The organism is Burkholderia pyrrocinia (genome assembly GCF_001028665.1).
Classification (GTDB): Bacteria; Pseudomonadota; Gammaproteobacteria; order Burkholderiales; family Burkholderiaceae; genus Burkholderia; species Burkholderia pyrrocinia.
In genome coordinates, this window is sequence record NZ_CP011503.1 from 3,156,385 (window position 1) to 3,168,802 (window position 12,418).

Sequence of the window (12,418 nt, forward strand, 5' to 3'; positions counted from 1 at the left end):
GATCGGAGGATAATGTTGGGCTCAACGTCGGAATCACTATATACGGAACAGGTTCGCGCTTACCTGCGGGAACTGGAGCGAGGCGATGTCGATGCCATCTGCGCGCTATTTACGCCGGGGGCGCAGATTTTCTCGCCATTTCTCGGCTGGATGCACCCTGAGCGCTTCTTTTCGAAGGTCGCTGCCGCGTCGGGAGAAAGCAAGATTACACCGATCGATATCTGCGTTAGCGCGAGTGGGGCTCGACGTGCGACAGGTTACTTCATCTACGACTGGGCCCTGAAAGACGGCTCGGTGGTGAGCTTCGAGTGCGTCGACGTGTTCGAGTTCGACGTCGCGGGGCTCATCGAACGGATGATCATCGTCTACGACACCCATCCGATTCGCAGTACGGTCGGCGACAAGTACTCGTAGCTGAATCGATGCCGCTCAATACCGAAGGCTGGTGTTTGCGGAGGGCTGTTCCGCATGACGTCAAACTTCCGCGCGCTGCAGTCCCGCTGAGAAGCAGGCGTTCCGGGATGAGACGGAATGACCGTTTGTCCTCGGAACCTGCCGTCAACACAAGTTTGTGTTGGAGGGCTGGAAAGGGGCGGTTACGGTTGGCCCTGTCAGGGGCAATCGACCATAAAGGGACGTTCACGCGTTTCCACGATTTGACAATGGAATGGCCGGTCGACTTCACAAAGGCGCCCGTGCCGAGGTCGGGATCTCTCCTGACCAGAGTACGTTCATATTCACGAGAAATTTGTAGGCTGCGATGCCGAATCATGAGAATTCTCGACCGATAAATTCTCATTGAATGCGCCTAACTCTTTGATTTTTATAGGGAGGAAGGAGCTGGTTCGCTGAGCCCCTACAATCGACGACGGTTGCCCACGCGAGCGTCGCGTCGACGCACGGGCATGCGCCGGTCAGCCCCCGCAACCGGTCGACCCATCTTGTTCGACCGGCGCTTAAGCGCGGATTAACGGAGAAACAGGGCGCGAGCACGTGGTCCGCCATCGATTGAGCACATCCTCGGTATGCGCGCCGGGTTATAGGGAAAACCCTTATCTCAGGGTATAATCACCGGCTGAGAGAAAGGTCGAACCATGCCTGAACGTTTCCAAACCCTTGAAAAATTTGTGTTTTCCCTCGTCGTGATGTCCGCGGTCATGTGCTCGGCATTCCTCGCGTACGAGCGTCACCCCGAGATCAAGATCGCGCTGCACGAAGGCGAAGCGCTGATGCGCGAGAGCGCCAAGTATTCGGTCATCTGCTCGCCGTCCAAGGTCGATCCTTGCGTCGAGATGTCCGCTTACTGAAATCTGCGTCGCGCGTTCGCGCTGCAGCCGGACCGGACGTTTTTCGTGATTCGTCCGATTCAGTTTCAGACTGGCCCTACAGCATTGTCGGTCTGGATTCCTTAAAGTAGCGCCCTTCAGGAATTCAGAAACCGGCCGCAAGACAGGGCGGATGCACGAACCTGTCACGTGCCGAGTCGCTGGCGTAAGCAGCCCCCGGATTCAGTCGGCCCCGCTTCGAGCAATCGAGCGGGGCCGTTCTGTTTGCGCGCGTGAATCGATGTGCCGCCGCGGCACGAATCACACCACATGCCGCGGCTCGCCGCCAACAAACGCAGCAACGTTGTCGACGAGCTGATCGGCCAGCGTCTGCATCGCCTCGTCGCTTGCCCATGCGACGTGCGGCGTCAGGATGAACGCCGGATGCGACAGGATCGCGTGGAACGGATGCGCGGCCGGCAGCGGCTCCTGCGTGACCACGTCGAACCCCGCGCCCGCGATCTGCCCCGACTGCAATGCGTCGACCAGCGCGCTTTCGTCCACGAGCCCGCCGCGCGCGGTATTGATCAGCAGCGGCCGGCGCGCCATCCGCGCGAACGTGACCGCATCGATCAGGTGTCGTGTCGCGGGCGTGAGCGGGCAGTGCAGCGTGATCACGTCGCTGTCGCGCAGCAGCGTGTCGAGCGGCGCGTAGTCGTCACCTGCGGCATCGCCGTGCGCCGCGAACAGCACGCGCATGTCGAGCGCACGCGCGATGCCGGCCACCGCGCGCCCGAGCACGCCGTCGCCGACGATCCCGAGCGTCGAGCCGGCCAGGTCGCGGATCGGATGGTCGAAAAAGCAGAACTGTCCGCTGTCGAGCCAGCGCCCGGCGCGCACCGCGTCGCGGTAAGCCACGAGGCTGCGGCGCAGCGCGAAGATCAGCGCGAACGTATGCTCGGGCACCGTGCGGACCGCATAGCCGCGAATGTTGCTCACGACGATCCTGCGTGACGCGCACGCGTCGAGATCGACGATGTCGGTGCCGGTCGCGGCGATCGCGATCATCCGCAGATGGCGTGCCGCGGCGAGTGCCGAAGCGTCGAGCCGCACCTTGTTGGTCACGACGATGTCCGCGTCGCCGATGCGCGCGGCCACCTCATGCGCGGCCGTCCGGTCGAACGTCTGCAACGTGTGCGGAAACGGGAACGGCTTGAGCACGGTTTGCGGCGACAGAGTCGCGCGGTCGAGAAACACGATCTGCGCGGGAGAAGAAACGGAAAACATGGCGGGTCTCGCTGACAGTGACAGGCGCCCGGCGGGCGCGGAACGGCTTCGATTCTGCCGGCGGCGCGCGTGATGTCGTTTGACCGTTGCGCGAGCGCGCTTTCCCGGATGGAAAGGCTGATGCACAGCGCGCGGGAACGAATGCAGCGATCGCACCGACGCGCGCCTTTCCGATTCGGAAAGGCTGGTTGAGCATCGATCGATTTTCGCGGTGTGCGAACGCCGTCATGATCACTGTCATCGACAACACGATTTCATCGGAGACAGCCATGACACGCCCCCTGGACGGCATCCGCGTGCTGGAACTCGGCCAACTGATCGCCGGGCCGTTCGCGGGCCGGATGCTCGCCGAATTCGGCGCGGACGTGATCAAGGTCGAGCCGCCCGGCCTCGGCGATCCGCTGCGCAAATGGCGGCTGCTGCACGACGGCACGTCGGTCTGGTGGGCCGCGCAGTCGCGCAACAAGACCTCGCTCACGCTCGACCTGCGCACGCCCGAAGGACAGGACGTCGTGCGCCGCCTCGTCGCGGAAACCGACGTGCTGATCGAGAACTTCCGGCCCGGCACGCTCGAAGGCTGGGGGCTCGGCTGGGACGCGCTGTCCGCGATCAATCCGGGGCTCGTGATGCTGCGCGTGTCGGGCTTCGGGCAGACCGGCCCGTACCGCGACCGTCCCGGCTTCGGCGTGATCGCCGAGGCGATGGGCGGCCTGCGGCACCTGACCGGCGAACCCGGCCGCACGCCGGTGCGCGTCGGCATCTCGCTCGGCGATTCGCTGTCGGCGTTGCATGGCGTGATCGGCGTGCTGCTCGCGCTGCGGCATCGCGAGCAGCAGGGCGGCAAGGGGCAGGTCGTCGACGTCGCGCTGTACGAATCGGTGTTCAACATGATGGAAAGCCTGCTGCCCGAATACTCGGCGTTCGGCGCGGTGCGCGAGGCGGCCGGCAGCAGCCTGCCCGGCATCGCGCCGACCAACGCGTACCGCTGCCGCGACGGCAGGTACGCGCTGATCGCCGGCAACGGCGACAGCATCTTCCGGCGGCTGATGGAGCTGATCGGCCGGCCCGACCTCGGCAACGATCCCGCGCTCGCGCACAACGACGGGCGCGTCGCGCAGGTCGAGCGCATCGACGCGGCGATCGGCGAGTGGAGCGCGCATCACGATCTCGACGGCGTGCTGGCCGCGCTGAACGACGCGCGCATCCCGTCCGGGCGCATCTACGACGTGGCCGACATCGCGGCCGATCCGCATTACCGCGCGCGCGACATGATCGTCGACGCCGCGCTGCCCGACGGCACGCCCGTGCTCGTGCCGGGCATCGTGCCGAAACTCGGCGCGACGCCAGGGCGCATCGAGCGCTCGGCGCCCGCGCTCGGCGCGGATACCGATGCGGTACTCGAATCGATCGGCATCGATGCCGCGACGCGCGGCGACTGGCGCACGCGCGGCGTGATCTGAACCGGCAACAGGAGACAGGAAGAGACATCATGAGCAAGCCACGCAAACGGCTCTACCTCCACGAAGTCGCGACGCGCGACGGTTTCCAGAACGAAGCGGCGTTCGTCGATACCGACGACAAGATCGCGCTCGTCGACGCATTGAGCGCATGCGGCTATGCGAAGATCGAAGTCACGTCGTTCACGTCGCCGAAGGCGATCCCCGCATTGCGCGACGCGGAGGCCGTGATGCACGGCATCGCGCGCGCACCGGGCGTCGTCTATACCGTGCTCGTGCCGAACGTGCGCGGCGCCGAGCGCGCGCTGTCGTGCGGCGTCGACGAAGTGAACCTCGTGATGTCGACGAGCGAGAGCCACAACCGCGCGAACCTGCGGATGACGCGCGAGCAGTCGTTCGCGCAGCTGCGCGACGTGATCGACGCGGTGCGCGGCACCGGCGTCGCGATCAACGTGTCGCTGTCGACCGCGATGGGCTGCCCGATGGAAGGCGACGTGCCGGCCGAAGCCGTGCTAGCGTGGATGCAGCGCTTCGCGGATCTCGGCGTGCACGGCTTCACGCTGTGCGATACGACGGGCATGGCGTTTCCGTCGCAGGTGCGTGCGTTGGCCGAACATGCACGCGAGCGCTTCGGCACGCTGCAGCTCACGCTGCATTTTCACAATACGCGCGGGATGGCGCTCGCGAATACGCTCGCGGCGCTCGACGCGGGCATCGACCGCTTCGACGCGTCGCTCGGCGGGCTCGGCGGCTGCCCGTACGCACCGGGCGCGACCGGCAACGCGTGTACCGAGGAACTCGTGCACATGCTCGAACTGGACGGTTACGATACCGGCGTCGACCTCGCGGCCGTCCTCGCCGCGTCGGCACGGCTGCCCGCGCTGATCGGGCATGACGTGCCGAGCCAGATCCTGAAGGCCGGGCGCCGCTCGGATCTTCATCCGCCGCCGCGCGCCGACGCCGGCGACATACCCGCGCAACGCGCATTTTCATGAACAGGAAAACAGGAGCGAATTCCATGGCGCTGATCGATCACCTCGACCATCTCGTGCTGACCTGCGTCGATCCCGACAGGACGAAGCATTTCTACACCGAGGTGCTGCAGATGCAGCTCGAAACCTTCGGCGCCGGCCGGCTGGCGTTCCGTTTCGGCAACCAGAAGATCAACCTGCACGTGCGCGGCGCGGAGTTCGAACCGAAAGCGCATGTGCCGGTGCCCGGCGCGCTCGACCTGTGCTTCATCGCGTCGGTGCCGCTCGACGACGTGATCGCGCACCTGAAGCGGGTCGAATGGCCGATCGTCGAAGGGCCCGTCGAACGCACGGGCGCGACGCAGAAGATCCGTTCGGTCTACGTGCGCGACCCCGACCTGAACCTGATCGAGATATCCGAGTTGATCTGACCGATGGCAGCCGGCCTGTCGCACCACCGGCCGCGCTGCTTCGGCGCATCGATCCGTCCGATCGCGCAAGCACCGGCACAATGCGCGTATCGCGTCGCAGTCTTTCGCCGAAAGCGGACAGGCACGTGCCGCACCCGCCGAATCCGGATAGCCTGACCCGGCCACGCTGCGGATAATGGTGCGAAGGCGTCGGTTCGCCCGACGCCTTCGCAGCGGGCATGGCGAACCTGCCCCGCACCTCCGCAACTCGCCCCGGACACTTCCCGAATGACGATCCTCTATCGCGGCATGGACCGCGCGGCGCTCGACGCCGCCTACCTGAACACGAAGGCCGTTCCCGATTTCCCGGCGTTGCTCGCATCGTGCCAGGCACGTAGCGCAGCGCTTTACGACGCGACGCCCGGCCGCCGCGACCTGCGTTACGGCGCGCACCCCGCGCAGCGCTTCGACTGGCTGCCGTGCGGGCAGCCCGACGCGCCGCTGTTCGTGTTCATTCATGGCGGCTACTGGCAACACTGCACGAAAGAGGATTTCGCGTACGCGGCGAGCGGCCCGCTCGCGCGCGGCTTCGACGTCGTGCTCGCCGAATACACGCTCGCGCCGGTCGCGACGATGACCGACATCGTCGGCGAGATCGGCGCGCTGCTCGATCATCTCGCGAACGATCCCGACGGACTCGGCACCGCGCAGCGGCCGATCCACCTGAGCGGCCATTCGGCCGGCGGCCACCTGACGGCCATGCATCGCGCGCATCCGGCCGTTGTTTCGGCGCTCGCGATCAGCCCGCTCGTCGATCTCGAACCGATCTCGCTGTGCTGCCTGAACGACAAGCTGCAGCTCACCGCGCAAGAAGTCGACGCGTACAGCCCGCTGCGCCACATCGGGCCCGGCGCGCCGACCGTCGTCGCGGTCGGCGACGCCGAACTGCCCGAACTCGTCCGGCAAGCGCATGAATACGCGTCAGCGTGCGAAGCGGCCGGCGAACGGATCGCGCGCACCTGGCTGCCCGGCATGCAGCACTTCGCGGTGCTCGACGATCTCGCGAAGCCGGACGGTGCAATGCTCGCCGCATTGCAGGCGCTCGCATCGCGCTAGCCGCGCCGTATCGCGCCTGCATGGCCGGGCGTATGATCGGCGTCAGGCCGCCGCGATGATGGCGCGCGCCGTACGGCCTTCCCAGGACCCCCGACATGGTGAACCCGCTTCATTTCGATCTGCAGTCGCTGCGCGTGTTCGCGCTCGTCGCCGAACACGGCAGCCTGACGAAGGCGGCCGAACACGGCCAGCTCACGCTGTCCGCGGTCAGCAAGCGCATCGCCGAGCTCGAAAGCGTGACCGGTAGCGCGCTGTTCGTCCGGCATGCACGTGGCGTCGAGCTGACACCCGCGGGCCGCGCGCTGCTCGACCATGCGGCGAAGGTGATCGAGCAGGTCAACCGGATGGCGCACGAGATGAGCGATTACGTCGCCGGCGTGCGCGGCCATATCCACGTGTGGACCAATACGTCCGCGATCGTCCAGTTCCTGCCCGCCGATCTGGCCGCGTTCCTCACCGACAACCCGGGCATCAAGGTGAGTCTCGAGGAGCGGCTGAGCCACGAGATCGTCGACGCGCTCGGGTCGGGCAAGGCCGATCTCGGCGTGTTCGCCGACAACGTGCCGGCGCCCGGCATCGAACGGCGGCTGTACCGGCGCGACGAACTCGTGCTGCTCGTGCCGCGCGCGCATCGCTTCGCCGCACGCGACAGCATCCGCTTCGCGGAAACGCTCGACGAGGATTACGTCGGCCTGAGCGACGGCAGCTCGCTGCTCGCGCGCATGACCGACGCCGCGTTCGCGGCCGAGCGCTCGCTGAAGGTGCGGATCCAGGTATCGAATTTCGACGGCGTGAGCCGGATGATCGAGGCCGGGCTCGGCATCGGCGTGCTGCCGCGCGATGCGGTGACCGGCGAGCGCGCGGCGCGGCTCGGTGTCGTGAAGCTCGACGACGCGTGGGCGACGCGCACGCTGTGGGTCGGCGTCAAGGCCGGCACCGTGCTGACGACCGACATCGCGAAGCTGTTCGATTTCATGTCGGCGCGCTGAGGCCAGCCCGCAAGCGGTAAAAGTTGGCGCGGCGCAGCTTCGAGGAAGTGCGAGCATCGGTGCGCGTTCAGCCCACTGCTGCAGGAAGCCGATTCGACGCATCCGCGCCAGACCGACCGGCAGACGACCGCGAACTACCGTCGCGTAGTACGGTTCGACTACAGCCGACAATCGCGAGCACGGCACGCGCTTCCCCATTTCGCCCCGGGAAGGCCGATGCCGGGGCACGCGCCTGCCGCCCGCACGTTTCGCTGCCGCGAAGCGCATTTTCCGCCTTGTCGTCGCGGGTTCGTTCCTTGCACTATCTTTACACCGTTCCCGGCTGTGTCGGCGATGACCTCCGGGCCGGACAAACGGGTATTCCCCTGGCTTGGCGGCGTGATCGACATCCCCCGCGAAGCCGACGCGTTCGGCAGTCATTTTTCGCACTCGACACAATATTCGCGCGCCTGAAACGTCTTCAGGCACATGGAATCGCCACCCACTTCACGCACGATGACCGACCCGGACCGCGACATCACCGCGATAGTGACGCGTGAGCGAACGAGACTCGTGAGCTTTATCCGGCGTCGGATACGCGACCCGGACGATGCCGAGGACATTCTGCAGGATGTGTTTCACGAATTCGTTCAGGCTTACCGGCTTCCCGCGCCAATCGAACAGGTGAGCGCGTGGCTTTTCCGTGCCGCGCGCAACCGTATTGTCGACCGCTTTCGCAAGAAGAAGGAGCAGCCGCTGACCGACCTGTTCGAGGCCGAGGACGAAGCGAACAGCGAGTATCGCCTGGACCTTGCGCTACCGGCACACGATGCCGGCCCCGAAGCGCTCTACGCTCGCACGCTGGTGCTCAAGGCCTTGCAGGATGCGCTCGACGAGTTGCCGGCGAATCAGCGCGAGGTATTTGTCGCGCACGAACTGGACGGCCGGTCCTTCAAGGAGATGGCCGCGCAAAGCGATGTCGCGCTCAATACGCTGCTCGCTCGCAAACGTTATGCGGTCTTGCATCTGCGTGCCCGACTGCAGCTCATTTATGACGAATTGGACAATACCTAGAGGAGTCGACAGATGAATTTTCGAATCAGATGTGCGGGCAAGGCGCTGCTCGTCGTGATCGCCATAGGCGTGCTCGGATGGGTCGTCATGATGTTATGGAACTGGGTGATTCCGGCGCTGTTCGTCGGCGCCCGTACGATCGACTTCGCCCATGCGCTGGGCCTGCTCGTGTTGAGCCGCATCCTGTTCGGCGGATTCCGCGGGCACCACGGCTGGCGCGGCCGGCGCCACTGGCGCAAGTGGGAATCCATGACACCCGAAGAACGCGAGCAGTTCCGGACCGCGTGGCAATCCGGCAGCAACCGGCCCACGGGAGAGTGAACGTGCGCGAACAATCAACGGGCGACTGCAAACAGAACCCGGGCGTGATAGCGCCGGTCGTCGATCTGACGCGTTGCGAAGGCAAAGCGGATTGCGTCGCGGTTTGCCCTGAGAACGTGTTCGAGATCCGGCGCATCGACAAGGCCGATTACGTCGGCCTTGATCTGATGCATCGCCTGAAGCTGCGCGTGCATGGCATGAAAGTCGCCTACACGCCGAACGCGCATGCCTGCCGGTCATGCGGACTGTGTGTGACGGCGTGCCCCGAGCACGCCATCACGCTCGCCCGAACGGTTTAGCAACCCCCGTGTATCGCCGCGATCGAGCGACAGCGCAGCAACCCTGACGGAAGACGCAGTCGCTGGATAGAACGTCGACGTGGGTCGCCAGGCAACAGATAGCCTGGCAAGCCGCGAAGCATCGAGAATGATGCGGGAGCGCGTTCCTGCGCCCCCGCATCGACACACGCTCAAACCGGATTGATCTCATCCTGGCTGCGCCGCGTGGTCAGCGGCCCGAGCACGCGCAGCGTGATGGCGACGATGCCGAGCGCAATCGAGATCACGCCGAACATCGCGCCCGCGCCGTAGCTGCCGAGCACCGGCAGCAGCACGAACGGCAGCGCGCCGCTGACGATGCGCGACAACGAGTACGTACTGCCGATCGCCGTCGAGCGCACGCGCGCCGGGAAAATCTCGGCCTGGTACACGTGATACGCGTTGCTGAACACGTTCGACGCGCAGGTCGTCAGCAATCCGAAACCGACGATCAGCACGGTATTTCCCGAATACGCAAAGCACAGCCCGAACACGGCGATCGACAGGATCGACGCGATCACGAGCGTGCGGCGTTCGATCCAGTTGAGCAGCGGAATCGACAGCAGCGAGCCGATCGGATAACCGACGAACGACAGCGCGATGAACAGCGTGCTGTCCGTCACGTCGAAGCCGCGGCTCTTCACGACCGTGCCGGCCAGCGTGCCGAAGCCGTAGTAGCCGAAGCCCTGGAACAGGTGAAAGATCGCGAGCATCAGGTAGCGCGCGCCGTACGGTTCGCGGCGCAGCAGCGCGATGCGCTCGCCGAGGCCGAGCGGCCGTTGCGGCTCGGCCGATTCTGCGAAGTGCTCGGGCACGCGCACGCCGGTGCCTTCCGCGAAACGCTGCAGCGCCGCGCGCGCGTCGGCGGTGCGGCCTTGCGCGAGCAGCCAGCGCGGGCTCTCCGGCAGACGATGCTGGACGAGCAGCACGTACACGGCGCCGAGGCTGCCGATCGCGAGGATGATGCGCCAGCCGGCCACGCCGGCCACGTGCATCGGGTTCAGCCACAGCGCGAGGAAACCGACGAGCGGCACCGCGACATAGGAAGTCGTATACGCCCATGCGGCGAGCCGCCCGCGCTTTTCCTTCGGCAGGATTTCGGACAGGAAGCTGTCGGCGACCGGATAGATCGCGCCGACGCCGATGCCCGTCAGGAACCGGCACGCGACGAGCATGTCGGCATTCACCGAGAACGCGCCGACCAGCGAGAACGCGCTGTACCACACGAGCGTCAGCAGGAATGCCTTGCGCCGGCCGATGCGGTCGGCGAGGCTGCCTAGGCACATCGCGCCGACGAACATCCCGATGAATGCCGATGCCAGCAGCAGCTTGAAATCGGTGCTCTGCCGGCTCAGTCCGTACTCGTTCTGCAACGCGGAACCGATCGTGCTGACGAGGAAGATCTCGTACATGTCGAAGAACAGGCCGATGCCGATCACCCAGACGACGAACCGGTGCAATGCACCGACCGGCAGGTCGTCCATGAAATCGCCGAGCGTGACGCGGCGCGCGGGCAGGGCCGCCGCATCGGCGCCGACGCCGGCGGATGCGGCCGGCGGTCGTGCGGACGCGGGGCCGCCCGCGTTGCCGCCCAGATCGAGGGATTGGCTGTTCATCGTGTCTCCTGATTATCGATATGCCGTGGCGCGGGGCCTGGCTGTTCGTAAGCGTGCACAGGAACCGTGAGACCCATAAAAGGCGGATACATGGGCTGTGCCGATCACCCGACACATGGTGCGTGAATTTGACTCGCTCGATAATTGCGGATGCTTCAAGCATCCTTTCCTGGGCAGAAAGGGTAGCGACAAGTATGCGGAATCTCGATGATGAGCACATACCGGAGCTAGACAATCGCACTTAGCGTGCGAAGTGCAAATACGTTATCGACACGCAAACACCAAGCAGGCATTATGTATGAATACACGCTAATATCACTTTCGAACCAGCGCCGAGACGCGTCACGAGATAACAAAATTTATATGATGACCACTGCGATTTCTTTTGGAGAGTAAATTTTCAGGAGGGCGCCTCAATCTCAATAAATTTCATTCATTAGAAATCATTTTATAATGAAGAAAAATTCACAAACAGAACAAGGGCGTAGATACACCCGACTTCAACTCCCTTGAAATCACGAACTATTAGAAGGAGGCCAACACATGTATCACCCATATCTTTTTGCCAGACGAGGAGAGCTTCTTGCCTTCCGCGACACCGCAGCGCTCCTATCGTCGGACGGACACGTTGTCCCGGTGTTCGAACCAGTCAGTGCAAATATTGCGAGTTTGCGTCTCGCGCTGGCAACGGCGGAGAAGGCAGAGCAACCGTCCTACCTCGTGATGAATCCGACTTTGGGTAATTTCGAAAACCGCGGCGAAAATAGAGTAAAGGAGTGGTTCGTCGAGGCCACAAAAATCGTGAAGGCTGCGGAGTTCGTCCGCCCGACATTCCTGTCGAGTGCAGAATCGACGGTGTCTGACTTGAAACGTTTCGTGAAGGTGTGGAGCGGGCGTGATGCAGCCGTGGTATTCCGCAACACGACATTGGCACCGGCAGCGATCGGGGCAGAAGTAGATGGTCAATTTTCGAGCTGTCGATTCTTCTTGAAGGGTGCCACGCCTTCGCCCAGCACTCTTGCGACGCTCGGTAAGCAGCATTGTGTTTTTGTGGAAGACCGGTTTCAGGTTCAACCAAGCAATGCACGTTACAAAGGTAGCGAGCCGTTTACCGGGGCACATCTGACATACAAGAAAGACGGATATGGTGGCTTCGGCGACTTCGCTTGCTTGCAAGGCAAGTATCGTGAAGGTGGTTCGCTGCCCGCAGCGGTCGCCATACACCTCACGTATTTCAACAAGGCATCGCAGGAGGTGTTTGTCGAGCACTTTGTCTCCAAGTCGCAGTTGCAGTCGGACCGTGACCTGCCTAAGAAGATGAGGGAGGCCATCGCTGCGGTTGCCGTTGCTGCCAAAAGGGGGGCTGATTCGTTCGGCCACACGGACGCCTACTCGAAATACCTCGAAGCAGACAAGACGAAGGAATCAGTGAACCTGCAGAGGAACAAGCGCTGGAGCGTAGCGCATCATCTAGATTTGATGAGCGGGCTTCTGTCGGGGCGATTCAAGTAGCCTTCCCAACGAGACAGGCTGTGCAGCTTCGCAGTGCACGTGCGGCCTGAGGTAGAATGCGTCGCGCAGGTTGTAACAGCCTGTGCGACGCATATGCATGCCGC

The 12,418-nt window shown here is 64.1% G+C and carries 13 protein-coding genes; 11 read left to right on the forward strand and 2 right to left on the reverse strand.

Annotated features, from left to right (window positions below; translation table 11 throughout):
• The first annotated feature begins 12 nt into the window (after positions 1–12).
• Both ABD05_RS14360 and ABD05_RS14365 read left to right on the forward strand, forming a co-directional pair.
• A complete protein-coding gene (locus ABD05_RS14360; protein ID WP_065500010.1) occupies positions 13–414 on the forward strand; it encodes a nuclear transport factor 2 family protein in 402 nt (133 codons plus the stop codon).
• A 680-nt stretch (positions 415–1,094) separates the two neighbouring features.
• The gene (locus tag ABD05_RS14365) at positions 1,095–1,307 is read left to right on the forward strand and encodes a hypothetical protein (RefSeq protein WP_047900698.1); all 213 of its coding nucleotides are present in this window, start codon (positions 1,095–1,097) and stop codon (positions 1,305–1,307) included.
• 279 nt (positions 1,308–1,586) lie between these two features.
• Here the strand turns inward: ABD05_RS14365 and ABD05_RS14370 are convergent, their stop codons facing one another.
• A complete protein-coding gene (locus tag ABD05_RS14370; RefSeq protein ID WP_047900699.1) occupies positions 1,587–2,552 on the reverse strand; it encodes a D-2-hydroxyacid dehydrogenase in 966 nt (321 codons plus the stop codon).
• A 269-nt stretch (positions 2,553–2,821) separates the two neighbouring features.
• On the opposite strand from ABD05_RS14370, the gene ABD05_RS14375 reads away from it, so the two are divergent.
• The 8 genes from ABD05_RS14375 (at position 2,822) to ABD05_RS14410 (ending at position 9,168) form a co-directional block, all read left to right on the forward strand.
• Positions 2,822–4,012, forward strand: a complete 1,191-nt coding sequence (locus tag ABD05_RS14375; protein ID WP_047901221.1) for a CaiB/BaiF CoA transferase family protein — start codon at positions 2,822–2,824, stop codon at positions 4,010–4,012.
• 29 nt (positions 4,013–4,041) lie between these two features.
• Positions 4,042–5,004 carry a hydroxymethylglutaryl-CoA lyase gene (locus ABD05_RS14380; RefSeq protein ID WP_047900700.1) on the forward strand — a complete coding sequence of 321 codons (963 nt, stop codon included), beginning with the start codon at positions 4,042–4,044 and terminating at the stop codon, positions 5,002–5,004.
• Between the two features lie 23 nt (positions 5,005–5,027).
• Positions 5,028–5,411, forward strand: a complete 384-nt coding sequence (locus ABD05_RS14385) for a VOC family protein (RefSeq protein ID WP_034184203.1) — start codon at positions 5,028–5,030, stop codon at positions 5,409–5,411.
• Positions 5,412–5,678: 267 nt separating this feature from the next.
• Positions 5,679–6,506, forward strand: coding sequence for an alpha/beta hydrolase (locus ABD05_RS14390; RefSeq protein WP_047900701.1), 828 nt, complete (start codon positions 5,679–5,681; stop codon positions 6,504–6,506).
• A gap of 95 nt (positions 6,507–6,601) precedes the next feature.
• Positions 6,602–7,495: a LysR family transcriptional regulator gene (locus ABD05_RS14395; RefSeq protein WP_047900702.1), complete on the forward strand. Its 894-nt coding sequence runs from the start codon at positions 6,602–6,604 to the stop codon at positions 7,493–7,495.
• Positions 7,496–7,963: 468 nt separating this feature from the next.
• The gene (locus ABD05_RS14400; RefSeq protein ID WP_175804796.1) at positions 7,964–8,548 is read left to right on the forward strand and encodes an RNA polymerase sigma factor; all 585 of its coding nucleotides are present in this window, start codon (positions 7,964–7,966) and stop codon (positions 8,546–8,548) included.
• Positions 8,549–8,560: 12 nt separating this feature from the next.
• Positions 8,561–8,869 carry a hypothetical protein gene (locus ABD05_RS14405; protein WP_047900704.1) on the forward strand — a complete coding sequence of 103 codons (309 nt, stop codon included), beginning with the start codon at positions 8,561–8,563 and terminating at the stop codon, positions 8,867–8,869.
• 2 nt (positions 8,870–8,871) lie between these two features.
• The gene (locus ABD05_RS14410; RefSeq protein WP_047901222.1) at positions 8,872–9,168 is read left to right on the forward strand and encodes a 4Fe-4S dicluster domain-containing protein; all 297 of its coding nucleotides are present in this window, start codon (positions 8,872–8,874) and stop codon (positions 9,166–9,168) included.
• Between the two features lie 170 nt (positions 9,169–9,338).
• Here ABD05_RS14410 and ABD05_RS14415 read toward each other — a convergent pair whose 3' ends face one another.
• The gene (locus ABD05_RS14415) at positions 9,339–10,802 is read right to left on the reverse strand and encodes an MFS transporter (RefSeq protein WP_047900705.1); all 1,464 of its coding nucleotides are present in this window, start codon (positions 10,800–10,802) and stop codon (positions 9,339–9,341) included.
• A gap of 543 nt (positions 10,803–11,345) precedes the next feature.
• On the opposite strand from ABD05_RS14415, the gene ABD05_RS37540 reads away from it, so the two are divergent.
• Positions 11,346–12,314: a sce7725 family protein gene (locus tag ABD05_RS37540; RefSeq protein ID WP_148669083.1), complete on the forward strand. Its 969-nt coding sequence runs from the start codon at positions 11,346–11,348 to the stop codon at positions 12,312–12,314.
• The last annotated feature ends 104 nt before the right edge of the window (positions 12,315–12,418 follow it).